This window comes from Hydrogenophaga sp. RAC07 (assembly GCF_001713375.1).
Lineage (GTDB): Bacteria > Pseudomonadota > Gammaproteobacteria > Burkholderiales > Burkholderiaceae_C > Hydrogenophaga.
On the sequence record NZ_CP016449.1, the window covers coordinates 540,067 to 563,676 of the forward strand.

Consider the following 23,610-nt stretch of genomic DNA (forward strand, 5'->3'; position numbering starts at 1 on the left):
CAGTTCGCTGCGCAGAACGCCATGCACCCTTGCGCCAGTGGCGCCACGCCAGTGCCAAGGACCTCAGGCCTGAGCCTTCCCCACCACCTCAGGCCGATCGTTCTGCTGCGGCTTCAGCGGCGCCGCCGATTTGCCCTCGGCGCGTTCACGGCGCCACTGTTCCTTGCGTGCGTTCCACTCGGCCAGACGCGCGTGAGCCGTCTTGCTTTCTTCCAGCATTTCGAACTCGTCGGCCAACTGCGCCGTGAGCTCCAGGCGAATGCCGTTGGGATCGAAAAAGTAGATGCTCTTGAAGATGTGGTGGTCCGTCACGCCCAGCACCTCGATGCCGCTGGCCTCCAGCCGCGCCTTGGTGTTCTCAAGCTCCTGCTCGGTGTTCACACGAAAGCTGATGTGGTTCACCCACTTCGGCGTGTTCGGGCTCGGCAACGCCGCCTCGTCGTCGCCAAGATCAAAGAATGCAATGAACGAGCCGTCTTGCAGGCGGAAGAAGAAATGGGTGTACGGGCAGTATTCGCCCGTGCTGGGCACATGGTCGCTCTGGATGATGTGGTAGAGCGGCAGGCCCAGGATGTCCTCGTAGAAACGGCGTGTTTCTTCGGCATCTTTCGCGCGGTAGGCGTAGTGGTGCAACTGCTGGATGGGTGCCGGGGCGGGCAACTTCGATGGGTTCATGGATGTCTCCTCTGAGTCGGCTAAGATTCAACATTATGCAACGCATTTCCCTTATCGTAATGAAATGCCCTGCAAATGAGTTCAGTTTGTGGCTTTCCCCGTGGCTTGTCACCGGGTCTGGGCCGATAGTCCGGATCGATTCGACACATAGGCCGGAACTATTAGACCGAGTGTTGCTGCCGGGGGTATGGTTTGGCGGTCTCTGCGGTTGCAGGCCACTTTCTGCGACGGCTGAGCGCTTCTTCAACCCACGCAAGGAGATGAACATGCCCGCATTGAAAGGCTCGAAGACCGAGCAATGCCTCAAGGACGCCTTCGCCGGCGAATCCCAGGCCAACCGCCGCTACCTGTACTTCGCGAACAAGGCCGATGTGGAAGGCCAGAACGACGTGGCGGCGCTGTTCCGCTCCACCGCCGAAGGCGAGACCGGCCATGCGCACGGCCACCTCGAATTCCTGGAGCAGTCCGGTGACCCCGCCACCGGCATGCCCATCGGCTCCACCCGCGACAACCTCGCTTCCGCCGTGGCCGGTGAAACCCACGAGTACACCGACATGTACCCCGGCATGGCCAAGACCGCGCGCGAAGAAGGCTTTGACGAAGTGGCCGACTGGTTCGAGACCCTGGCCAAGGCCGAGCGTTCGCACGCCAACCGCTACCAGAAGGCCCTGAACGAACTGGTGGACTGAACTGACCCACCCCCGCCGCGCTTCGCGCGACCCCCTCAAGGGGGCGACACCTGCGGCCTGGCGGAGCCAGTTCCGCGTGTCCTGGAAGCTGCGCTCACTTGAGCGCAGCGTTTCCGTCAGGGCTCAACGAGCCCTGACGGAAACCTTGTGAAGTCATTTCTTTCGACGAGGATCCCATGGCCACCGAAGGCAATTTGCAGGCGCCCACGCGGCACCCGCTGGACTGGAAGAACCCCGACTTTTACGACGAAGAGAAGTGCTTCCACGAGCTGGAGCGCATCTTCGACATCTGCCACGGTTGCCGCCGCTGCGTGAGCCTGTGCGGCTCGTTTCCCACGCTGTTCGATCTGGTCGACGAGAGCAAGACGATGGAGGTGGATGGGGTTGCGAAGCAGGACTACTGGAAGGTGGTCGACCAGTGCTACATGTGCGACCTCTGCTACATGACCAAGTGTCCGTACACGCCGCCGCACGAATGGAACCTGGATTTCCCGCACACCATGCTGCGCGCCAAGGCCATCAAGTTCAAGCAGGGCCAAGTGGGCCTGGCCGAAAGATTCCTCGCCTCGACCGACGTGCACGGCCAGTTCGCCGGCATTCCGATCGTGGTGCAGGCGGTCAACGCGATCAACAAGACGAAGGCGGCGCGCAGCGTGATGGAAAGCGTGGCCGGTGTCGACAAGGACGCGTGGCTGCCCGAGCTCGCAACGAAGCGATTTCGCTCCGCCGCGCCCGAAGCGACAAACACGGCCGTGAAAGATGGCGAGAAGACGCCGGGCAAGGTGGCCATCTTCTCCACCTGCTACATCAACTACAACGAGCCCGGCATCGGCCTGGACCTGCTCAGGATCCTGGACCACAACGAGATTCCCTATGTGATCGTGGAGAAGGAGCAATGCTGCGGCATGCCCAAGCTGGAACTGGGTGACCTCGATTCGGTGCAAGCCAGCAAGGAGGCCAACATCCCGGTGCTGGCGAAGTACGCGAAAGACGGTTTCGCCATCCTCTCGGCGGTGCCCAGCTGCTCGTTGATGTTCAAGCAGGAGATCCCGCTGATGTTCCCCGGCGACGCCGACACGCAGCTGGTGAAGGAACACCTGTGGGACCCGTTTGAATACTTCATGGCGCGCAAGCGAGACGGCCTGCTCAAGACCGAATTCCCGCAGGCGCTGGGCAAGGTGAGCTACCAGATCCCCTGCCATGGTCGGGTGCAGAACATCGGGCGCAAGACCGAAGAGATGCTCAAGATGGTTCCAGGCACCACGCTCAACACCATCGAACGCTGCTCCGGCCACGCCGGCACCTTCGGCGTGAAGAAGGCCACCCACCAGACCGCCATGAAGATCGGCAAGCCGGTGTTCAAGGCCATGGCCACCATGAAGGACGGCAGCCCACCCGACGTCATCAGCTCGGACTGCCCGCTGGGCGGTCACCACATCGCGCAGGGGTTTGAAGTGAATGGCCTCGGCGCACCCGAACTCCAGCACCCGCTGAGCCTGGTGGCTCGCGCGTACGGATTGAAATGAAGAGGCAACATGCAACTCACCGGACACATCACCGCCGATTCGCTCATGAGCCTTGAGGCCTACACCAAGTGGCGCAAGCTGCACAAGCCCGAGATCATTGCGCACCGCAAGTTGCGCAGCGTGCGACTGGGGGAGCACATCAACCTGCAGTTCGAGAGCGAGACCACCATCCGTTACCAGATCCAGGAAATGCTGCGCATCGAGAAGGTGTTCGAGGAAGAGGGCATCCAGCAGGAGATCGAGGCCTATGCGCCGCTGGTGCCCGACGGCCACAACTGGAAGGCCACGATGATGATCGAGTACCCCGACGTCAACGAGCGCAAGCGTGAACTGGCGCGCCTGATCGGCGTGGAGGACCGCCTCTTCGTCGAGGTTGAAGGTCATGCCCGCGTGTACTCCATCGCCGATGAGGACCTGGACCGCGAGAACGAGGTCAAGACCTCGGCCGTGCACTTCGTGCGTTTCGAATTCACGCCGCCGATGCGCGCGGCGATCCAGGCGGGAGCTGCTGTCAAGATCGGCTGCGACCACACCCACTACCCCTCGCATGTGCAGGTGTCCCCGGAAGCACTGGCGTCTCTCGCGGGCGACCTGAAGTAACCCGGTGCGGTGGCGATAATCAAGGCTTCCCTCGGGAAGCCTTTTTCTTGCCCAGCCCGCCCACCCGCGACGCCGCCTCGCACCGCTTGCCACATGCTGTTCCTCATCTCCCCCGCCAAGGCGCTCGACTACGAGACCCCACCCCATGTGGCCACCCACACCCAGCCGCTTTTTGTGAAGCAGGCCGCCGAGCTCATTGGTGTGCTGCGCGACCAGTCGCCGCAGCAGATTGCAGAGCTCATGAAGCTGTCGGACACGCTCTCGGGTTTGAACGTGGCGCGTTACCAGGCCTGGGCACCCCGCTTCACCGCGAAAAACTCCAAGCAGGCCGTGCTGGCCTTTGACGGCGACGTGTACGGCGGGCTGGACGCGAAAACGCTTGCCGAGCCCGATCTGGACTGGCTGCAGCAGCACCTGTGCATCCTGAGCGGCCTCTACGGCGTGCTGCGCCCGCTCGACCGGATGCAGCCTTACCGGCTGGAGATGGGCACGCGCCTGGCGACCGGCCGGGGCAAGAACCTCTACGCGTTCTGGGGCCGCCAGATCGCAGACCACCTGAACGAACGCGCCCAGGCCGACGTGAGCCCGGTGGTGATCAACCTCGCCAGCGAAGAGTATTTCAAGGTGGTCGACCGCAAGGTGTTGCTGCCGCGCGTGGTCACCTGCGTGTTTGAGGAGCGCAAGGCCGATGGCTACAAGGTGATCAGTTTCATGGCCAAGCGCGCGCGCGGGCTCATGGTGCGCTACGCTGTGCAGCACCGTGCCAGCACGCCCGAGCAGCTCAAACACTTTGACCTGGAGGGCTACCGCTTCAACAGCGCCGCCTCCGGACCCGACCGACTCGTGTTCCGCCGCGAGGCCAAGTTCTGAGGACACTGCCATGAACCAGTCCGTCACCATCGAGTTGCGCCAGTGGATCGTGGAGCAGGCCGCGGCCGGGTTTTCGCGCGAGGCGGTGATGGCGTCCATGGTGGCCTCGGGATGGCAGGAAGCGGTGGCGCTCAAGGCGCTGAAGGCCACCTGGAAAGAGCCCGCGGCGGTGGCGCCGCAGCCCACACCGGTGGTGCGCCGCGAAGGCGCGAAGCACCTGCCCGACCTGGACCTGAGCCAGTCACCGCGCCAGATCGACGTGGGCGATCGCATGGTCGACGTGATCGCCTCGCTCAACCAGCCGCGCGTGGTGGTGCTTGGCAACCTGCTGAGTGCCGAAGAGTGCGACGCACTGATCGAATCGGCCCGCCCGCAACTCGCGCGTTCGCTCACCGTGGCCACCAAAACCGGTGGTGAGGAACTCAACCCCGACCGCACCAGCAGTGGCACCTTCTTCGCGCGCGGGCAGACGCCCGAGGTCACGCGCATCGAGGCGCGCATTGCCCGCCTGCTGAACTGGCCCATTGAAAACGGCGAAGGCCTGCAGGTGCTGCACTACCGCCCGGGCGCCGAGTACAAGCCGCACTACGACTACTTCGACCCCGACGAGCCCGGCACGCCCAACATCCTCAAGCGCGGCGGGCAACGGCTGGCCACGCTGGTCATGTACCTGAGCGAGCCCGCGCGCGGCGGCGGCACCACCTTCCCCGACGCGGGGCTGGAGGTGGCGCCCGTGCGCGGCAACGCGGTGTTCTTCAACTACGACCGTCCCCACCCGTCCACCCGCACGCTGCACGGCGGTGCACCGGTGATCGAGGGCGAGAAATGGGTTGCCACCAAGTGGCTGCGCGAACGCGAGTTCGTCTGACGTACCCGGCATGAACATCACCCACAACGGCCTGCGCATCGAGTTCGAGAGCGACGGCGACGAACATGCTCCCGCCGTGGTGCTCACCATGGGCCTGGGCATGCAGCTCACCGCCTGGCCCACATCGCTGGTGCAGGCCCTCGTGCAGGCCGGCCACCGCGTGATCCGCTTCGACAACCGCGACGTCGGCCTCTCCAGCCAGCTGGACCACCTCGGCGTGCCCAACGTCGGCTGGCAGCTCGTGCGATCCCGCCTGGGCTTGGCCGTCCGCTCGCCCTACAGCCTGCAAGACATGGCCCAGGACACCATCGGCCTGCTCGACGCGCTGGGCGTGCAGCGGGCCCATCTGGTGGGTGTGTCCATGGGCGGCATGATCTCGCAGCGCGTGGCCGCCACCGTGCCGCAGCGCGTGCTCAGCCTGACCAGCGTCATGAGTTCCAGCGGTGCGCCCGGCCTGCCCGGCCCACGTCCGCAGGTGAGCCGCGCCCTGCTCAAGCGCCCGCGCACCCAGCGCCCCGAACACGTGGCCGCCCACGCCCTCCACATGTTCCGCCTCATCGGCAGCCCCGCCTTCCCGCAAGACATGCCTGCCTTCGAGCAGCGCGTGCTGGCCGACGCGGTGCGCAGCCGCAACCCCGATGGCGTGGCGCGCCAGTTGCTCGCTGTGGCGTCCGACACAGGACGCCATGCCGTGCTGAAAGGCATCGCCTGCCCCACGCTCGTGGTGCACGGCACCGCCGACCCGCTGGTGCCGCTGGCCTGTGGGCAGGACACCGCCGCGCGCATCGCCGGCTCGCGGTTCGAAGCCATCGAGGGCATGGGCCACGACTGGCCACCCGGCGTGGCCGCGCTTCTGGCCAGCCACATCGTTCCCCACATTCAGGCCGCACAGAGTTTCGCCAACAGCGCCTCAAACACCGCCCCGACATGACCCAGAACACCCCCGAACAATCGCAACTCGGCCAGGCCTCGGCCTACGTGGACCAGTACGATGCCGGCCTGCTGTTTCCCCTGCCGCGCGAGACCAAACGGCGCGAGATCGGCATCACCGGCAGCGTGCCGTTTCTGGGTGCCGACCTGTGGACCGCGTTCGAGCTCAGCTGGCTCAACCCGCGCGGCAAACCGCAGGTGGCCCTGGCCCACATCACCGTGCCTTGCGAGAGCACGCACATCGTCGAGAGCAAGTCGTTCAAGCTCTACCTCAACAGCTTCAACAACACGGCGTTTGCCAGCGCGGACGCGGTGCGCGACCGCATCCGCGCCGATGTGAGCACCGCCATCTGGCACGGCGGCCCGATGCAGTCCAGCGCCGGCGTGAAGCTCTTGCTGCCCGAGCAGCTGGAGCGCGAGAAGGTGCAGGAGCTCGCCGGCCTGTCGATCGACCGGCTCGACGTGGAATGCACGCGCTACCAGCCCGCGCCGGAGCTGCTCACCGCCGCGTTCGATGAAAAGCCGGTGGACGAAATCCTGGTGAGCCATCTTCTCAAGAGCAACTGCCTGGTGACCGGCCAGCCCGACTGGGGCAGCGTGCAGATCAGCTACAGCGGCCCGCAGATCGACCAGGCGGGGCTGTTGCAGTACATCGTGAGTTTTCGCAACCACAACGAATTCCACGAGCAGTGCGTGGAGCGCATCTACATGGACGTGCTGGCGCGCTGCAAGCCCACCAAGCTGGCGGTGTACGCGCGCTACACGCGCCGCGGCGGTCTGGACATCAACCCCTGGCGCACCAGCCATCCGCAGTCGCCACCGGCGAACGTGCGCACGGCGCGGCAGTAGAGCCTGCCGGCGCCGTTCAGATCATCTTCTGGATCAGCGCACCCTTGAACAGCACCGGTCCGGTCGGGCCGCGTTCGCTCGGCACACCGCCTTTGGGCTCCAGGCTGACGGCCAGGGCGGGCACTTCGCGCACATCGGCTTCGCCCGCGGCGAGTTGGAGCAGCCGCTCCTGCGTCAAGACACCCAGGGAGCGCGGACCGCCTGAAGGCGGCAGGGCCCAGAGCTGCAGCGACTTGTCGCTGGCTTCCTGAAAGCCGCCCACGCGTTGCAGCGTGAGCTTGCCGTTTTTCGGATCGAAGGTCACCAGCATGGAGGCGCTGGCCTGGTCGTCGTTGAGCACGGCCACGTATTCGATCTGCGGTGTGGCCGAGAGCTTGGCCTGCAGTTCGTTGATCTGCGCGCCCAGGTTGTCGCGCAAGCCCACGGCGGTGACGAGCGCGAACACGGTGGCGAGTGCACCGGCGGCGGTGGCGCCGCGCCACAGCGCCAGGCTGCGCAGCCAGCCGCTGGCTTGTGGCTTCGTGGCCTGTGCGCGCGCTGCGGCCATGGCCTGCTGCTGGCTCTCGCCCTGCACCAGGTTTTCAATGCGGGTCCACACGGCGGGTGCGGGTTGTTGTGCGGTCTGCAGTTCGTTCATGCTGGCCACGCGGCTTTGCCACACCAGGGCGGCGGCGCGCACCGGCGCTTGTTCGCGCGCCATGGCTTCAAAGCGGCGACGGGCGCCACCACGCAGGGTGCCCAGCGCGTGGGCGGCGGCCAGTCTGTCGAGCAGTTCGGGGTGTTGGATCAGGTTCATGACAGTCTCTTCACGCAAAGCGCGCCATGCAGGTACGCAACTGGTCCAGCCCGCGCCGGATCCAGGTCTTGACGGTGCCCAGGGGGAGGCTGAGCTGCTCGGCCAGTTCGCTGTGGCTGAGGTCGCGCAGGTACGCCAGGCTCACCACCTCGCGTTGGCGGTTCTCCAGCTTGGCCAGGCACTGGTGCAGCGCCCAGGCCTGCTGGCTGGCCAGGGTGGTGTCCATCGGGTTGGGCGAATCGCCTTCCAGGGTGTCGGACATCGCGTCGTCGATCTCGTCGGTGAGGTGGGTGCGCTCGGCACTGCGCCGGCGCAGGTAGTCGAGCGAGCGGCTGCGCACGATCAAACCCAGCCAGGCCATGGGCGGGCTGAGCGAGGCGCGGTAGTCGCCCGCGCTGCGCCAGATCTGCAAAAAGGTTTCCTGCAAGACGTCTTCGGCCCATTCGGCCTTGCCCACCACACGCATGGACAGGCCATACAGCTTGGACGAGGTCAGGTCGTACAGGGCTTTGAGGGCGACCTCGTCGCGCCGGGCGACGCGGTCGATCAGGTCCATCAGCAGGTCATCGGGTTGTGCGCTCATGCATTCATTGTGCGGTACCGGCTGGCCCCATGCCCGTGGCGGGACTTGGAAGTAGGCGGGCAAGGTGCTCACGGCCGGCGCCGACGGGGTTGGACCTGCGTGGGCAGGCTCAGCGCCGTCACCGGCGTGATGTTGGCCGCCACGGGCGGCGCCTCGAGAATCTGGTCGGCGTGCACCACACGCACCTGGGCCGCACCTTCGGGAACACCTTGCAGGGTGGCCACGCCGTTGGCGTCGGTCTGCACCGTCCAGGGGGAGTCCGCCACAAAGATGAAGCCCCGCATGGAGCCGTGCAGGTGGCAGCCGAGCTGCATGGCGCCCGCTTTGGTCAAGGTCACTTCCGAACGGGACGGCTCCCTGCCTTCGCCCTTGCCGTCGAGCCGCAGTTCAAAGCCCGACGCCGGTCCGGCATTCAACGACGCCAGCCCGGCGGGGGTGGCGCGCACGTGGTGCTCCCAGCTGTCGAGGTTGGTGAACGTGACTTTGGAGCCCACGGGCAACACGCTCGTGCCGGGCACGAACTGCATCTTCTGCTGGTGGATGGTGGCAGAGACCGGGGTGGGCGCGGCAGGCTTGGGACCCGTGGTGGGTTCGATCACCACCACCGCGTCGGCCAGGGGCTTGCCGTCGCGACCGAGCACGGTCACCTGCACCGTGGCGGCCTGTGCGGCGAGCGGAAACAGCGTGGCGGCGGCGATCAGCCAGGCGGTGGTGTTCGGGTGTTTCATGGTCGGGACCGGTCGGTGGTTCAGCGAACGGTGATCACGTCGCGGTGCATCGGGGCCAGCAGGGCCAGCATCTGGTTCTGGCGGGTGAACGGAATGCCGCGCGCGTCCATGGATTGCTGCAGCACCTCCACCAGCGCGTTGAACTGGGCGCGGGTGGTGTCCCGGTCGGCGTGTGCGGTCTTCATGTCGGGGCCCTTGTAGACGCAGGGGCCACCGGAGAGCTGGCAGAGCTGGTCGCTCAGCGACTTGGCAAGGTTGTTCAGGTTGGTGTCCGTGAACTGGTCACCAATGCGCGGATCGGCCTTGAGGCGAACCACGAAGTCGTCCATGAGGCTGCGGATGCCGGCTTCTTCGCCAAAGGCCTGGTACAGACCAGCGGCGGGTGCCACCGGATAGGCACTGGCGGCAGACGGCGCGGGTTTCATGGACTGGGCGAGCGTGGCGCCGCTGGCCAGGGCGAACAGGGTGAGGGCGGTGGCGGTGATGAGGTGTTTCATGGTGAGACTCGAAAGTGAAGGGTTCAGAACGCGATCTGGGCCGAGACGTACACGCCGGTCTGTTTGCGCCCGCTGGTGGTGGCCGGCACGATGCGGCCCAGGTCCACGTAGGCGGCGGTGATGGACACGTTCTTGCTCGGCGCATACGCGATGAAGATGTCCTTCCAGTCGTCGGCGCGCAGGCCGTCGCCCAGACCGGCGGCCTGGCCGGCGCGCTGCAACTTGTTGGGCATGGCGCGGTATTCAACACCCACAGCGAGCTTGCTGTTGATCAGGTACGCCACCGAAATTTCCGGCTGCAGTTCGTAGCCGTTGTCCGCGCCGCCCAGCGTGGCGCCGAAGCCGAGCAGGCCGCCCTGGTTGGCTTTCGTGGCGCGCAGCGTGCCGTTGACCAGGATGCCCTGGGCGAGAAACAGCTTGGTGGCGCTCACGTACAGGTCGGCGCCGTTGCGCTTGGCGCCCAGGGCGCCGAGCGTGCCGTCCAGGCCGCTGGACTGCAGGTGCTTGAACTGGACACCCACGGCGATCTGCGGCATCAGGCTGTCGCTGTCGAGCACGGCGTCGCCGGCCACGCGCAGCTTGGCGCCCACGATGTCCTGCTTCAGGTGCAGGCCCGGCAGCCCCAGGCCTGTGCCGGTGACGCCGGTGCTGAAATCTTGCCGGCCCACCGAGAGCTCAAGGCGGTCGTGGATGCCCACAGCCACGCCATACGCATTGAGACCGTAGTCGCGCGTCCTGGCTCGACTGACGTAGGCCGACACGCCCACTTCGCCTTCGGTGGCCTGGCTGCCGATCACGGCCCAGGGCGAAATGCCGCCGCCGGCTGCGCCTTCGACGCTGCTGACGCCACCGGTGAGCAGCAGTTTGCCCGTGTCTGCGTGGGCAGGCGCTGCGGTCAGCAGCGCAGCGGCTGCAGCCAGGGGCAGGAATCGGACGGGGAGGGCGTTGTGAAGGGACATGGTGAGCGGGTCGTGGGTTGTTGTCGGACCATCTGGATACGCAATGGCCGGCGGAGTGGATTCAAGCGACCTCAAACCGCAGTGGCCCGCAGCGATGAAGGGGCTTTTTGAATCCACCGGCGGTGGGGGCTGCGTATCCAACGTGACGGTTGTCACTACGCCCCGTGCCGGTGGACAACCGATCGCCCCACCCAACCAAGGACACCTCATGAACAAGATCCAGACCCCCGATTCCCTGATCTCCCCCGCCTCCCGCCGTGGCTTCATGCGCAGCGGTGGTGTGCTCTCCGCCGCCGCCGTGGCCCTGCTCGCCGGCAACGACGTGATGGCCGCCGCCCACGCGCAGAAGATGGACATGTCCAAGGACGTGGGCATCCTCAACGTGGCACTCGGCCTGGAACACGAAGCCATCAACGCCTACCAGCTCGGTGCCGGCAGCGGTTTGCTGCAAAAGCCCGTGCTTGATGTCGCCGTGCAGTTCCAGGGCCACCACAAGACCCACCGCGACGCGCTGATCGCCACCATCCAGAAGCTCGGCGGCAAGCCGGTTGCCGAGATGAAGCTGGAGGACTACGCCAAGTCGCTCAACGCCGCATCGCTCAAGAGCCAGGCCGACGTGCTGGACCTCGCCGCCCGCCTGGAACTGGGTGCGACCAACGCCTACCTGAGCGTGATCCCGGCCCTGGGCGACCGCGAGCTGGCCAAGGTGGCCGCGCGCCTGGCGGCCGACGAGACCATGCACTACACCGTGCTCACCAGCGCCCTGGGTCGTCCCCTGCCTCCTGGTGCCTTGTCGTTCGGCGCCTGATCAAGCGGCCTGCTGGAAACCTTCCAGCAGGTTCACTGCGTTGGTGCCCACGGCGTCCACCGCGTAGCCGCCTTCAAACGTGAACACCGTGGGCAGCCTGGCGCTGGCCAGAGCCTCGCCCACGGTGAAGTAGTCGGCACTCTTCAAGGTGAAGCCCGAGATCGGGTCGCCTTCGAAGGTGTCCAGCCCCATGGGCACCACCAAGGCCGTCGCGCCAAAACGCTGCACCGCTTCCACAGCGGTGGCCAGTGCCGCGCGCCAGGTGCCGAAGCCGGTGCCACGCGGCAGCGGCAGGTTCAGGTTGAAGCCTTCACCCGCGCCCGCGCCGCGCTCGTCCGCATGGCCCAGGAAAAACGGGTACTCGGTGGCCGGATCGCCGTGGATGGAGACGGTCAACACATCCGCCCGCTCGTAAAAGATGGTCTGCGTGCCGTTGCCGTGGTGGTAGTCCACGTCGAGCACCGCCACCTTCGTGTGACCGGCATCGCGCAGCGCCTGGGCCGCAATGGCCGCGTTGTTCAAAAAACAGTAGCCCCCCAGAAAATCGGGTCCTGCGTGGTGCCCCGGCGGGCGCGAGAGCGCAAACGCGCTGCGCTCACCCGCCGCCACGTCCAGCGCCGCCGCCAGCGCACAAGCCGCACCGCCGCGCGCTGCCGCCCAGGTGCCCGCCGTGAGCGGTGAACCCGAATCAAAGCTGAACAGGCCCAGCCGCGCCGCAAAGTTGGTGGGCAGCACATCGTTGCGAAAACCGTGCCGGTTGGGCAGCGGCCACACCGACGGCAAGGCGTCGCGTTCGGCATTGCCCGGGTCCATGGCCACCCACTCGGCCCAGGCGCCGCACAGGAAGTCCAGGTACCGGGCGCTGTGCACGCGGCCAATGGCGGCGTCCAGCAGGGTGTCATCCACCTCGGGCGTCTGCAGCGTCCCCAGCGGGCGGCGCTGCAACTCGGCCAGCACAAAGTCCAGCCGCGCGGGCACCTCGTGGCAGGGCACCATGCGGCCGCGGAACATCTCTTGCTGGCCTGCGTGGGCAGCGTGGTGGGGGTTGTGGAAGGTTTTCATGGGAGGAGATGGAACTTCGGATGAGCTGAGTGCACGTTTGTACCGTCGAACAGAAAGCTCCCTCCAACGGTGGTTGTTGGCGAGAAGGAAACCAGCATGCAGAATGATCCGGGGTCCGCCATGCAGGAGTGTGTCCCCACCCGACTCACTGGTTGAGTATCTGCCTGCCTCATTGCACACATGACCCTTCTTCCCATTCGCCTGCTCCCCGGCACCGACCTTCGGCGCGCCCTGGAAGCACTCCCGCTCAGCCATGGCACGGACTCCGCCTTCGTGGTGGCCGGCATCGGCAGCCTGGTGCAGGTCAGCCTTCGGTACGCGGACGCAACCGAAACCACCCTGCTGGCCGGGCCGCTGGAGATGTTGAGTTTGTCCGGGAGTCTGAGTACGGCGGGTGCCCACCTGCACGCGTCGGTGTCCGACGCGGCGGGCCGTGTGTCCGGTGGGCATCTGGGTCAGGGCAGCACAGTCAGGACCACGGCCGAGGTCTTGCTGGCGCTGCTGCCGAAGGGCACGCTCACGCGCGAGCACGATGCAGCAACCGGCTTCGGCGAGCTGGTGGTCCGGTCCGCGCCGTGACTGTCATGAACATCCACGCGGGTTACATCCCCGGTTGCATTGGTCGTGTGGTGGAGATGCATGCAAGCTTCTATGCCCGCACGGTCGGGTTCGGTGCGGCGTTCGAGGCCAAGGTGGCGACCGAGTTGTCCGCGTTTTGCCTGCGCTTCGAACCCGAACGCGACGGCCTGTGGCTGGCGCAGGGCGCAACCGGGATTCAAGGCTCGGTGGTGATCGATGGCTCGCACCATGAGGAGGCTGGCGCCCATCTGCGGTGGTTCATCGCCTCGGATGCGTCGCGCGGCCAGGGAGTGGGCGCCCAATTGCTGGAGGCCGCCATGGCGTTTTGCCGTGCGCGCGGCTACCGCAAGGTGTACCTGTGGACGTTCGACGAGCTTCACGCAGCACGCCACCTGTACGAGAAGCATGGCTTTGTGCTGGCCCGCACGCAACGGGGAGCGCAGTGGGGCAAGGAAGTCAACGAACAACTCTTCACCTTCGACGCACCGTAAAACCCATGGCGCCGTTTCAACAGAAAGAACACCCATGACCTTGCCAGGCCAGGCCGCCATGCTGCTCACCTTCGACATCGTCGAAGAAGCCATCGCCGAACACGACGACTGGCACACCCACGAGCACCTGCCCGAGCGCCTGTCGATCCCGGGTTTTCTCCGGGGCACACGCTGGGTCGCCACCTCGGGGGCGCCGAGGTACCTGGTGCTCTACGAGGTGGAACGTCTGGAAACGCTGGCTTCGCCCGGCTATCTGGAGCGGCTCAACAACCCGTCGCCGTGGACGCAAAAAATGATGCCGCACTACCGGGGCATGACGCGGGGTCTGTGCTCGGTGGTCAGCAGCCACGGGCATGGCATGGGGCACTTTGCGGGGTTGCTTCGCTTCAAGCCGGCGCCGGGCCAAGAGGCGTCGCTGGAATCGTGGCTGAGCCAGGACCTGTTGCCCGGGTTGCCCGAGCAGCGGGGGCTGAGCAGCGTTCACCTGCTGCGCAGCGGTCTCACGCCCGAGATGACGGCCGAGCAACGCATCCGCGGTGCCGACACCGGGGTGGATTGGGCCATGCTGGTGACGGGCTATGAGCGCGCTGCCGTTGCCGGGTTGACGCAAGCAGAGCTGAGCGCCGAGGCGCTGGAGCGGCAGGGCGCCACCGAGGTGGTCAGCGCTGGCTACGAGGCTGTGCATGCGCTCACCGCCGCCGACATGCGCGCCTGATACGCTGTGCAGATCGCCGAAACGCAACCGTTGCACGCCCATCCCATGACCACCGCATTGCTCATCATCGACGTTCAACAAGGCTTGTGTGAAGGCGAGGGCCGGGCCTTCGAGTCCGACGAGGTGATCGCGCGCATCAACGGCGTGTCCGCCCAGGTTCGCGGCGCCGGCTGGCCAGTGGTGTTCATCCAGCACGAGTCCAGAGCCGGGTACCTGGCGCACGGCAGCCGCGAATGGCAGCTGGCCGATGGCTTGCAAGCGGCGGCGGAAGATCTGCGGGTGCGCAAGACCACGCCGGACGCCTTTCAGGGCACCGACCTCGACGCCCTGCTCAAGGCGCGCGGCGTCCGTGAACTGATTGTTTGCGGCATGCACACGGAGTTTTGTGTGGACACCACGATCCGCCGTGCACTGGCCAAGGGGTACCCGGTGACGCTGGTGGCGGATGCGCACACCTCGGCGGGCAACGCGGTGCTCACGCCACGCCTGGTGATCGAGCACCACAACGCCACCCTGACCAACATCTCCAGCTTCGGGCCGCGCGTGCTGGCGGTGGCCAGCGCCGACCTGCAGATTGGCGTTTGAAGCGAGCGCTCAGCCCAGCGACTTGAACGTCTGCAGCGCCGACAGCGGCGTGAAATCGCCCGCGCGCTTCTCCTTGATCGCGGTGATCGCTTCGCGCACATGCGCGTTGCTCCACACCGCGCCCTGCAACCAGCCCATCTGGCGCAGGCTGTCTTCCACCGAGTGGTCGCGTGCGTAGTTCACCGCCTGTTTGGTGCCCCAGATGGCCACCGGCGGTTTGGATGCAATCTCGCGGGCGCATTGCAGCGCGGCAGCCACCGTGGCCTCGTGCGTGTCGAACACCTCGTTGACCAGGCCGTAGCCCATGGCCTTGCTGGCTGGCAAGCGGCGGCCGGTGTAGGCCAGCTCTTTCACCACCGCCAGCGGGATCAGCTTGGGCAGGCGCTGCAGCGTGCCCACGTCGGCCACCATGCCGATGTTGATTTCCTGGATGCAGAAGAAGGCGTCGGCACTTGCGTAGCGCATGCAGGCGGCCGTGACCATGTCGACCGCGCCGCCGATGCAGCCGCCCTGGATGGCGCAGATCACCGGCATGCGCAGGTTCTCCAGCTTGGTGAAGGTGGCCTGCATGTCGGTGAGCAGGTCGAAGATGGCGGCGCGGCCTTCGGGGCTGTTGTCGTCCATGCTGATGGCGCCGGCGAAGGTCTCCAGCGACATGCCGGCGCTGAAGTGTTTGCCGGTGCTGCTGATGACGAGCGCGCGCGCCGTGCCTTCGGCGTGGACCTGGGTCAACACCTCGTCGAGCTCGCGCCAGAAGGTGGGGTTCATGGTGTTGAGCTCGGCCGGGCGGCTCATCACCAGGTGGGCGACGTTAGCCGTCGAGCTCAGGGAAAAGCAGGTCGTTGCGGTCATGGCGGGTCTTGTCTCGTGGTGGGGGTGAAGCGGATTCACTGTAGACCTGCGGCACGCTGCCGTCTGTCCCGGGCTTGACGAGTTTGCCCACGCGCACGCCCAGCAGCCGGATGCGCCGCGAGAGGTCCACCCGCTTGAGGCACAGGCCGGCCTGGCGGCGGATGGTGGCGGGGTCGGCGGTGAAGTGGTCCAGGGTCACGTCGCGCGTGACGCTCTGGAAGTTGTCGTAGCGCAGCTTGATGCCGATGGTCTTGCCCAGGTAGCCCTTGTTGCTCAAGTCGGTGGCCACCTGCTCGCACAACCGCGTGAAGATGGCGCCGAGTTCGACACGGTCGCGCACGGCGTGCAGGTCGCGCTCGAAGGTGGTCTCGCGGCTCATGCTCACCGGCTCGCTCTCGGTCTGCACCGGGCGCTCGTCCCGGCCCCACGACACTTCGTGCAGCCACGCGCCGTAGCTCTTGCCGAAGGTGTTGATCAACCACCCGCGCTCCCGTTGCGCCAGGTCGCCGATGGTGTGGATGCCGTGGCCCTGCAGCTTTTCGTCGGCCTTGGGGCCCACGCCGTTGATCTTGCGGCAGGGCAGCGGCCAGATCAGTGTTTGCAGGTCATCGGTCTGCACGACGCTGATGCCGTTGGGCTTCTTGAACTCGCTCGCCATCTTGGCAATCAGCTTGTTGGGCGCCACGCCGATGGAACAGGTGAGCCCGGTGGCCTGGAAGATGCTCTTCTGGATCAGGCGCGCCAGCACGCGCCCGCCTTCGCGCTGACCACCGGGCACGTGGGTGAAGTCGATGTACACCTCATCCACACCGCGGTCTTCCACCACCGGTGCAATCTCGCGGATGGTGCTTTTGAACAGGCGCGAGATGCGGCGCACCTCGTCAAAGTCCACCGGCAGCAGGATCGCCTGCGGACACAGCTTGGCCGCCTTCATCAGGCCCATGGCCGAGCCCACGCCGAACTGGCGCGCCGCGTAGGTGGCGGTGGTGGCCACGCCGCGCCCGGTGTAGCCGGCCAGGCGTGGAAAGAAATCGACCGGGATGTGGTCCAGGCTGTCGGTGGCCCATTCGCGGTCGGGGTAGGTCTCCCGCAGGCGCTGCAGCAGGTCGTCTTCGCGCCGCCGGCCACCACCAATCACCACCGGCAGGCCCTTGAGTTGCGGGTAACGCAGCAACTCCACCGACGCAAAAAACGCGTCCATGTCCAAGTGCGCAATGCGCCGCGGCAGGGTCGGATCGGATGGTGCTTGCACGCGCCTGAGCATAGCGGGATTACCATGGCGCGAGACGCTGGCCACCGGTCGGCAAACCGCTTCTGGAGGACTGTTCATGAACACGATCGCCCGTCTCGTCACCGCGCTGTTGATCGCCGTCGGCATCGCCGTGGCCGGCTTCGCCGTGAGCCAGGGTCTGGAGCGTTTTCGCATGTCGGACCGCTCGGTCACGGTCAAGGGACTGGCCGAGAAGGATGTGGAGAGTGACTTCGCCGTGTGGACGCTGTCGTTCCGCCGCGCCGGCAACGACTTCGGTGGTGTGCAGCAGGCCCTGGCCGGCGACCGCGACAAGGTGGCGGCCTTCCTGAGGCAGCGCGGTTTCACCGATGCCGAGGTGGAGGCCAAGCCGCTGCAGGTGCAGGACCTCTTCACCCGCGAGTACGCGCAGGGCAACCAGCCGTTCCGCTTCAACGGCACCGGTCAGGTGCTGGTGAAGTCGGCCCGCGTGGCCGAGGTGGAGGGCGCCGCCCGTGCGGTGGACCCGCTGATCCAGGCGGGCGTGCAGTTGGGCGGTGAAAACGAAGGGGGTCGCAGCGGCCCGCGTTTTCAGCTGCGCGGCTTCAACGACATCAAGGCGCCCTTGCTGGCCGAAGCCACGCGCAACGCCCGCGAGCAAGCCGACAAGTTTGCCGCCGAAGCCGGCGCCGAACTCGGTCCGTTGAAGAACGCCAACCAGGGGGTGATCCGCATCACTGGTGACGACGGCAACGACTTCGACGACGGCAGCTCGCGCATGAAGCGGCTGCGGGTGGTGAGCACCTTCGAATACGAGCTGAAGTGAGCTGGCGTCAGATCGCCTTCTGGATCAACCAGCCCTGGAACAGATAGGGCAGGCGAGGCCCCACGGCCTCGGGCACGCCGCCCTTGTTCTCCACGCTGATCGCCAGCTTGGTCGCACCGGTCAGGTGGGCTTCTTTTGCGGGCAGTTGCAGCGTCTTGAACTTGCTCTGGATCACACCCAGCGAGCGCGGCGGTTGGTTGGCGGAGAGCGCCCACAGCTGCATGCTGTCCTCGCGCCCCTCTTTCACTTCGTTGAGCCGCTGCAGCTGCAACACGCCGGCCTGCGGGTCCATGGTCACCAGCAGGGCGGGCAGTTCCTGGGCGTCCAGCAGCACCGACACGTAACGCACCTGCGGGGTGACCAGCAGGCGTTCCTGCAGGTGCACGATCTGCGCCTTGAGCTGTTCAACCATGCTGGCCGTGGTGGCTGCGCCCAGCAGCAGCACCAGCGCCAGCACCACGCTGATGCCCAGCCACAACTTCGAGGTGCGCGGCCGTGCCGGCGGCTCAAGCGGGGTCATGGTGTGGGAAAGGTGCCGGGCAGCAGGATGCTCTTGTCCACCGTCTCGATGTTGGTGTGGCCGCAGAAGGCCATGGTGAGGTCGAGTTCGCGGTGGATGATCTGCAGGCACTTGGACACGCCTGCTTCGCCCATGGCGCCCAGGCCGTAGAGCATGGGGCGGCCGATGTAAACACCGCGCGCGCCCAGGGCACGCGCCTTCAAGACGTCCTGCCCGCTGCGGATGCCGCCGTCCATGTGCACCTCGATCTGGCTGCCCACGGTATCCACGATGGCCGGCAGCGCCTCGATGCTGCTCTGCGCCCCGTCGAGCTGGCGCCCGCCGTGGTTGCTCACGATCAGCGCGTCCGCGCCCGAGGCCACCGACAAGCGTGCGTCTTCCACGTCCTGGATGCCTTTGAGGATCAGCTTGCCACCCCAGCGCTTCTTGATCCACTCCACGTCGCCCCAGTTCAGCGCCGGGTCGAACTGCTTGGCGGTCCATTCGCTGAGGCTGCCCATGTTTTCCACGCCGCTCACATGGCCGACGATGTTGCCGAACTGCTTGCGTTTGGTGCCCAGCATGCCCATCGCCCAGCGCGGTTTGGTGGCGATGTTGATCATGTTGGCGATGGTCAGCTTGGGCGGGGCCGACAGGCCGTTTTTCAGATCCTTGTGGCGCTGGCCCAGGATCTGCAGATCGAGCGTGAGCACCAGTGCCGCGCAGTTGGCGGCCTTGGCGCGGTCGATCAGGCGCTCGATGAACGCGCGGTCTTTCATCACATACAGCTGGAACCAGAAACCTTCACCGGCGTGCTGTGCCACGTCCTCGATGGAGCAGATGCTCATGGTGGAGAGCGTGAACGGAATACCCATCTTTTTCGCCGCGCGCGCGGCCAGGATTTCACCGTCGGCGTGCTGCATGCCGGTCAGGCCCGTGGGCGCAATCGCCACCGGCATCGCCACCTCCTGGCCCACCATGGTGCTGCGGGTGCTGCGGTTTTCCATGTTGACCGCCACGCGCTGGCGCAGCTTGATCTTCTGGAAGTCCTCGCTGTTGGCGCGGTAGGTGCCTTCGGTCCAGGAGCCGCTGTCGGCGTAGTCGTAGAACATCCGCGGCACGCGCTTCTGGGCGAGCACGCGCAGGTCTTCGACGGTGGTGATGACGGTCATGAAGTCTCCAGGGGTTGTTGTTCGAATGGGTGGCCGGGCGGTGCACACGGCGGCCGTGGCACGCATGTTAGCGGTGTGTTTCGCCGAGCGCTTGTGAAAGCTGCATCGGGCGGATTGAAATTTCTTGAGACCCCGTGCCATCATGCAAGGCTTCCTCGCCCAACACCTGCCAACCGTCCACCCCGTGTCCGAACCGTTTGACCTGATCACCCTGCGCGTCGTTGTGGCGGTGGCCGAGTGCGGCTCCATCAGCGCGGGCAGCGATCGGGTGCACCTGGCGCTGGGCGCGGCCAGCGCACGCATCTCGGCACTTGAAGCCACGCTGGGCGTGCGCATCTTCGAACGGTCTTCGCGCGGCGTGCGTGCCACACCCACCGGGCACCTGCTGGTGCAACGAGGGCGCGAATTGCTGGCCGATGCCGACCGCCTGGCGCTCGATCTGATCGACGTGGGGCAGGGTTTGCAGGGCAGTGTGCGGGTGATGGCGAACACTTCGGCCTTGCTGGAGGTGCTGCCCCAGGGGCTGGATGCGTTTGCCAGGCGCTTCCCGCTCATCCGCGTGGAGATAGAGGAGCGCAGCAGCCCCGACATCCCTCTCCCGGTGCTGGAGGGGCGCGCCGATCTGGGCATCGTCGACATCGCGCACCCGCTGCAGGGTTTGCGGTTGGTGGATTTTTTCAGCGACACGCTGATGCTGATCGCTCCCCGCTCGCACGCCCTGGCCAGCCGACGCGAAGTGAAGCTCACCGACTTCCTGCACGAGGAACTGGTCTGTTTGACCGACGGCAACGCGATCTCCAGCCGCATGTTGTCCGCCGCCGCGCTGTTGGGCCACCAGCTGCGCATCCGCATGCAGATGCGCAGCTTCGACGCGGTGTGCCGCATGGTGGCCGGTGGGCTGGGGGTGGGGGTGCTGCCGGTCGAGGCGATCGCGCCCCAGCTGGCGCACCTGCCCATCGTGGCGGTGCCGTTGGACGAGACCTGGGCGTTCAGAACCCACCGCCTGGCCACCCGCGAGAGCGAGGCACCGTCGGCGGCGGCGCAGTCGCTCATCGATACCTTGCTGGCGACGCCCTTGCGCTGAAGCACGCGCGGCCTCCATCCAGGGTTTCGCGAACCGCGAAGGCCGCTTTCAGGGCGCGGGGTTGCGGTGGGGCGGGTGGGTTCTTACGCTTGGGGCATCACCACAACTCGAGACCAGCGGCCTCGCCGCGCCAGCCCCATGAAGATCGTCCGCGTCCACGCCACGCCGTTGAACCTGCCCGTGCAAGCGGGCTTGCCCGGGCGCACCAAGTCCACATCGCTCTCCCTGTGTCTGGTCGATGTCGAAACCGACACCGGACTGATCGGCACAGGCATGACCGCCATCACCGAAGAAGAGGTGGTGGCCAGCATCGTCAACGAGATTGCCGCACCCGCGCTGATGGGGCTCGATCCCATGCGCCACGAGGCCGTGTGGGACCGGCTCTACTGGCTGCTCACGCCGCGCGGTCAATCGGGTTACGCCAGCCACGCCATGGCCGCGCTGGACCTGGCGCTGTGGGACATCAAGGGCCAGGCACTGGGTCAGCCTTGCTGGCGCCTGCTGGGCGGAGCGCGGCCCGAAGTGCCGGTGTACGCCACCTTTGGTTTTGCATTTCTGGAGCGCGACGAACTGGCCGAGGCGGCCGTGGCCTGGAAAGCGCGCGGCTTTCAGCGCCTGAAGATGACCGTGGGGCACCACGCGCTGCAGCGGCGCGATGAACCGCGTTCGATGACCGATGTGGTGGCCGAGGACGTGATGCGCATCCGCGCGGTGCGCGATGCGGTGGGCCCGGACGTGCAGATCTTCATCGACGCCAACTGCAGCCTGGACTACCTGCACGCGCTGCACCTCGCCCAGCGTGTGCAAGAGTGCGGCATCGCATTTTTTGAAGAGCCGGTGAGCCAGAACGACATTCCGACGCTGGCCAAGCTGCGCAACAAAATCTCGATCCCGCTGGCGGCCGGCCAGAACGAAGGCCTGTCCAGCCGTTTCCGCGACATGCTGGTGGCGCAGGCGGTGGACGTGGTGCAGCCCAACGTGTGCATCACCGGGGGCTACACGCAGTGCCAGCGCATCGCAGGCATGGCGCAGGCGTTCAACGTGCAACTGGCCAACGGGGGCGCCTGGCCCCACCACAACATGCACCTGCACGCCGGCCTGGCCAACGGCACGCTGGTGGAATACCACTCGGTGGCGGTCGATTGCTGCCAGCTGGTGTTTGATGATCTGCCGGTGCCGCAAGCCGGCGTGCTCAAGCTGCCCGAAGCGCCTGGCCTGGGCTTCCGGCCGAACCGCGAGCGCATCGCCGAGTTGAGCAAACGACCCCTTTCCCACGGCGCCGGCAAAGCCTGACGCCACCGGGTGGGCCTCCACGAAGGCACGCCCTCGACGATGACGATAGAGACAACCACAACCACAACGACAGGAGACAGACATGACTTCACTTCACACCCCCATCCCACCAACCGTAGCTGCGGCCCTGAGCCGCCGACGCTGGCTGGCGAGCGGTGCCCTCGGACTGGCGATGGTTCTCGGGGCGGGCCAGGCTGGTGCGCAGGCACTGTCCAACAAACCGCTGCGCGTTCTGGTGGGCTATTCGGCCGGTGGGGCGGTGGATGCCATGGCGCGCCTGCTGGCCCAAGGGCTGGCGACCGAGCTGAACCAGCAGGTGGTGGTGGAAAACCGCGCGGGCGCTTCGGGGCTGATCGCCGCCGATCTGGTGAGCCGCTCGCCGGCCGATGGCCACACCCTGTTGCTGGGCGAGAGTGGGCTGCTGATCGCCAGTCTCCTGCAGCCCGGTCAGCGGCTGGATCCGCTGAAGGCGTTTGCACCTGTGGCGGGGCTGTTCACCACGCCGCTGATGATCGTGGCCAACAACGATTTCCCCGCGCGCAATCCGAAGGAGCTGGTGGCGGCACTCAAGGCGAAGCCTGGCTTCTACTCGTACGCCACCTCGGGGCTGGGCACCGTGCACCACCTGGGGTTTGAAATGCTCAAGGGCCAGACGGGCGCCTTTGTGGTTCACATTCCCTACCGCGGCGCCGCGCAGATCGTGCCCGATGTCATGAGCGGCCAGGTGCCGCTGGGCGTGGTCAGCGCGACCGCCGGCATCGCGCAGTCCAAGGCGGGCCGCTTGCGGGCGCTGGCGATGATGAGCCCGGTCAAGCTCGCCGGTGCCGAGGATGTGCCCCCGCTGTCCGATGCGCTGCCCGGTTTCAATGTGGCGCCGCGCCTGGTGCTGCTCGCACCCACGGGCACGCCGGCCGCCATCGTCGAGAGCCTGAACACCGCGGTGCGCAACGTGCTCGCCAAGCCCGAGACCATCCGCGCCGCCAATGCCCAGGGCGCGGTGCCGGCCTACTTGTCATCGGCCGAACTGGCGCCCGACCTGGCGCGCGAGTCCGCGGTGTGGGCGGACCTGATCAAGACCCAGAAGATCGCCATTCAATGAGCGCTGCCGAGCCCTCTGCGGCCGTGCCCTGCATCGGCCTGATCGTGCCCCCCGGAGCCGGGCAGGTGCCCGACGACGCGGCGCTGCTGTACGGCGACCGCATCCGCTTCGTGGCGCGCGGGCTGGGCATCGGTTCGATATCGCCCTCTGGTTTCGAGCCGGTGATGCACCGCATCCTGGACCTGGGGCGGATGCTGCGCGACGAGGGCGCTCAGGCGATCTCGCTGATGGGAACCTCGATCAGTTTTTACCGGGGCGCTGCGCTCACCGAGGAATTGCGCGCCAGCCTGGAGCGGGCCACCGGCCTGCCGTGCACGACCATGAGCCACGCGGTGGTGTCGTCCTTGCGCGCGCTGGGTGTGCAGCGGGTGGCGGTGGCCACCTCTTACATCGATGCGCTCAACGAGCGGCTGGTGGACTACCTCACCTGCGAAGGTTTCGAAGTGACGGCGGTGCGTGGCCTGGGCCTCACCGGCGTGCGCGAAGTGAACGAGGTGGGTGCCGACGATCTGATGGCCCTGTCCGAGTCGGTGGTCGAGCTCGACACCACGGCCCAGGGCGTGTTCATCTCCTGCGGCGGTTTGCAGACGCATGGGGTGATCGAACCCCTGGAAGCGCGGCTGGGTCGGCCGGTCACGGCCAGCTCGCCGGCGGGCTTCTGGGACGTGGTGCGCCTGGCCGGGCTGGACCCGTCGGCGCGGGGATACGGTCGCTTGTTCCGCCTCACCGCGACTTCGTGAGTGCATG

28 protein-coding genes are annotated in these 23,610 nt (G+C 66.6%); 17 read left to right on the top strand and 11 right to left on the bottom strand.

What is annotated here, in order from left to right; all coding sequences use genetic code 11:
* Positions 1–63: 63 nt before the first annotated feature.
* Positions 64–675, bottom strand: a complete 612-nt coding sequence (locus BSY239_RS02505; protein ID WP_069045443.1) for a VOC family protein — start codon at positions 673–675, stop codon at positions 64–66.
* 266 nt (positions 676–941) lie between these two features.
* Between BSY239_RS02505 and BSY239_RS02510 the strand changes: the two genes are divergently transcribed.
* From BSY239_RS02510 to queF, 7 genes are all read left to right on the top strand, one after another.
* Entirely contained in the window at positions 942–1,364 is a 423-nt protein-coding gene (locus tag BSY239_RS02510; RefSeq protein ID WP_069048731.1) for a rubrerythrin family protein, read from the top strand.
* A gap of 176 nt (positions 1,365–1,540) precedes the next feature.
* Positions 1,541–2,890: a (Fe-S)-binding protein gene (locus tag BSY239_RS02515; protein ID WP_069045444.1), complete on the top strand. Its 1,350-nt coding sequence runs from the start codon at positions 1,541–1,543 to the stop codon at positions 2,888–2,890.
* A gap of 9 nt (positions 2,891–2,899) precedes the next feature.
* Positions 2,900–3,490, top strand: a complete 591-nt coding sequence (locus BSY239_RS02520) for a DUF3501 family protein (RefSeq protein ID WP_069045445.1) — start codon at positions 2,900–2,902, stop codon at positions 3,488–3,490.
* A 93-nt stretch (positions 3,491–3,583) separates the two neighbouring features.
* Positions 3,584–4,360: a peroxide stress protein YaaA gene (yaaA, locus tag BSY239_RS02525; protein WP_069045446.1), complete on the top strand. Its 777-nt coding sequence runs from the start codon at positions 3,584–3,586 to the stop codon at positions 4,358–4,360.
* Between the two features lie 10 nt (positions 4,361–4,370).
* Positions 4,371–5,228 carry a 2OG-Fe(II) oxygenase gene (locus BSY239_RS02530; protein ID WP_069045447.1) on the top strand — a complete coding sequence of 286 codons (858 nt, stop codon included), beginning with the start codon at positions 4,371–4,373 and terminating at the stop codon, positions 5,226–5,228.
* 10 nt (positions 5,229–5,238) lie between these two features.
* Positions 5,239–6,159, top strand: coding sequence for an alpha/beta fold hydrolase (locus tag BSY239_RS02535; RefSeq protein ID WP_069045448.1), 921 nt, complete (start codon positions 5,239–5,241; stop codon positions 6,157–6,159).
* On the top strand, positions 6,156–7,007 hold the full coding sequence (gene queF, locus BSY239_RS02540) for an NADPH-dependent 7-cyano-7-deazaguanine reductase QueF (protein ID WP_069045449.1): 852 nt from the start codon (positions 6,156–6,158) through the stop codon (positions 7,005–7,007). The genes BSY239_RS02535 and queF overlap by 4 nt, the downstream gene beginning before the upstream one ends.
* A gap of 16 nt (positions 7,008–7,023) precedes the next feature.
* Here the strand turns inward: queF and BSY239_RS02545 are convergent, their stop codons facing one another.
* The 5 genes from BSY239_RS02545 to BSY239_RS02565 all read right to left on the bottom strand — a co-directional run bounded on the left by BSY239_RS02545 (position 7,024) and on the right by BSY239_RS02565 (position 10,570).
* A complete protein-coding gene (locus tag BSY239_RS02545; RefSeq protein WP_069045450.1) occupies positions 7,024–7,803 on the bottom strand; it encodes an anti-sigma factor in 780 nt (259 codons plus the stop codon).
* Positions 7,804–7,813: 10 nt separating this feature from the next.
* The gene (locus tag BSY239_RS02550; protein ID WP_069045451.1) at positions 7,814–8,386 is read right to left on the bottom strand and encodes an RNA polymerase sigma factor; all 573 of its coding nucleotides are present in this window, start codon (positions 8,384–8,386) and stop codon (positions 7,814–7,816) included.
* Positions 8,387–8,454: 68 nt separating this feature from the next.
* Positions 8,455–9,114, bottom strand: coding sequence for a cupredoxin domain-containing protein (locus tag BSY239_RS02555; RefSeq protein ID WP_069045452.1), 660 nt, complete (start codon positions 9,112–9,114; stop codon positions 8,455–8,457).
* Positions 9,115–9,134: 20 nt separating this feature from the next.
* Entirely contained in the window at positions 9,135–9,611 is a 477-nt protein-coding gene (locus BSY239_RS02560; RefSeq protein WP_069045453.1) for a group I truncated hemoglobin, read from the bottom strand.
* A 23-nt stretch (positions 9,612–9,634) separates the two neighbouring features.
* Positions 9,635–10,570, bottom strand: coding sequence for a DUF3034 family protein (locus BSY239_RS02565; protein ID WP_069045454.1), 936 nt, complete (start codon positions 10,568–10,570; stop codon positions 9,635–9,637).
* 208 nt (positions 10,571–10,778) lie between these two features.
* Here BSY239_RS02565 and BSY239_RS02570 point away from each other — a divergent pair, with 208 nt between their 5' ends.
* Entirely contained in the window at positions 10,779–11,378 is a 600-nt protein-coding gene (locus BSY239_RS02570) for a ferritin-like domain-containing protein (RefSeq protein ID WP_069045455.1), read from the top strand.
* Here the strand turns inward: BSY239_RS02570 and BSY239_RS02575 are convergent, their stop codons facing one another.
* The gene (locus tag BSY239_RS02575; protein WP_069045456.1) at positions 11,379–12,440 is read right to left on the bottom strand and encodes a histone deacetylase family protein; all 1,062 of its coding nucleotides are present in this window, start codon (positions 12,438–12,440) and stop codon (positions 11,379–11,381) included.
* Positions 12,441–12,620: 180 nt separating this feature from the next.
* Between BSY239_RS02575 and BSY239_RS02580 the strand changes: the two genes are divergently transcribed.
* The 4 genes from BSY239_RS02580 to BSY239_RS02595 are packed head-to-tail and all read left to right on the top strand — an operon-like array spanning position 12,621 to position 14,810.
* Entirely contained in the window at positions 12,621–13,019 is a 399-nt protein-coding gene (locus BSY239_RS02580) for a PPC domain-containing DNA-binding protein (RefSeq protein WP_069045457.1), read from the top strand.
* A 5-nt stretch (positions 13,020–13,024) separates the two neighbouring features.
* Positions 13,025–13,510, top strand: coding sequence for a GNAT family N-acetyltransferase (locus BSY239_RS02585; RefSeq protein ID WP_069045458.1), 486 nt, complete (start codon positions 13,025–13,027; stop codon positions 13,508–13,510).
* A gap of 34 nt (positions 13,511–13,544) precedes the next feature.
* A complete protein-coding gene (locus BSY239_RS02590) occupies positions 13,545–14,225 on the top strand; it encodes a DUF4286 family protein (protein WP_069045459.1) in 681 nt (226 codons plus the stop codon).
* 45 nt (positions 14,226–14,270) lie between these two features.
* Positions 14,271–14,810, top strand: coding sequence for a cysteine hydrolase family protein (locus BSY239_RS02595; protein WP_069048732.1), 540 nt, complete (start codon positions 14,271–14,273; stop codon positions 14,808–14,810).
* Positions 14,811–14,819: 9 nt separating this feature from the next.
* Here BSY239_RS02595 and BSY239_RS02600 read toward each other — a convergent pair whose 3' ends face one another.
* Together BSY239_RS02600 and BSY239_RS02605 are read right to left on the bottom strand one after the other, a co-directional pair.
* Positions 14,820–15,662: an enoyl-CoA hydratase-related protein gene (locus BSY239_RS02600; RefSeq protein WP_069045460.1), complete on the bottom strand. Its 843-nt coding sequence runs from the start codon at positions 15,660–15,662 to the stop codon at positions 14,820–14,822.
* Positions 15,622–16,926: a Y-family DNA polymerase gene (locus BSY239_RS02605; RefSeq protein ID WP_083239769.1), complete on the bottom strand. Its 1,305-nt coding sequence runs from the start codon at positions 16,924–16,926 to the stop codon at positions 15,622–15,624. Before BSY239_RS02605 ends, BSY239_RS02600 begins: the two co-directional genes overlap by 41 nt.
* A 64-nt stretch (positions 16,927–16,990) precedes the next feature.
* On the opposite strand from BSY239_RS02605, the gene BSY239_RS02610 reads away from it, so the two are divergent.
* On the top strand, positions 16,991–17,716 hold the full coding sequence (locus BSY239_RS02610) for an SIMPL domain-containing protein (RefSeq protein WP_069045461.1): 726 nt from the start codon (positions 16,991–16,993) through the stop codon (positions 17,714–17,716).
* Between the two features lie 7 nt (positions 17,717–17,723).
* Here BSY239_RS02610 and BSY239_RS02615 read toward each other — a convergent pair whose 3' ends face one another.
* Both BSY239_RS02615 and BSY239_RS02620 read right to left on the bottom strand, forming a co-directional pair.
* Entirely contained in the window at positions 17,724–18,236 is a 513-nt protein-coding gene (locus tag BSY239_RS02615) for an anti-sigma factor domain-containing protein (RefSeq protein ID WP_083239770.1), read from the bottom strand.
* A complete protein-coding gene (locus BSY239_RS02620) occupies positions 18,233–19,387 on the bottom strand; it encodes an alpha-hydroxy acid oxidase (RefSeq protein ID WP_069045463.1) in 1,155 nt (384 codons plus the stop codon). The genes BSY239_RS02615 and BSY239_RS02620 overlap by 4 nt, the downstream gene beginning before the upstream one ends.
* Positions 19,388–19,571: 184 nt before the next feature.
* On the opposite strand from BSY239_RS02620, the gene BSY239_RS02625 reads away from it, so the two are divergent.
* The 4 genes from BSY239_RS02625 (at position 19,572) to BSY239_RS02640 (ending at position 23,603) form a co-directional block, all read left to right on the top strand.
* A complete protein-coding gene (locus BSY239_RS02625) occupies positions 19,572–20,471 on the top strand; it encodes a LysR substrate-binding domain-containing protein (RefSeq protein WP_172823061.1) in 900 nt (299 codons plus the stop codon).
* A 138-nt stretch (positions 20,472–20,609) separates the two neighbouring features.
* Positions 20,610–21,764, top strand: a complete 1,155-nt coding sequence (locus BSY239_RS02630) for a mandelate racemase/muconate lactonizing enzyme family protein (RefSeq protein ID WP_069045465.1) — start codon at positions 20,610–20,612, stop codon at positions 21,762–21,764.
* Between the two features lie 82 nt (positions 21,765–21,846).
* Entirely contained in the window at positions 21,847–22,863 is a 1,017-nt protein-coding gene (locus BSY239_RS02635; RefSeq protein ID WP_083239771.1) for a Bug family tripartite tricarboxylate transporter substrate binding protein, read from the top strand.
* Entirely contained in the window at positions 22,860–23,603 is a 744-nt protein-coding gene (locus tag BSY239_RS02640) for a hypothetical protein (RefSeq protein WP_069045467.1), read from the top strand. Before BSY239_RS02635 ends, BSY239_RS02640 begins: the two co-directional genes overlap by 4 nt.
* Positions 23,604–23,610 lie beyond the last annotated feature (7 nt).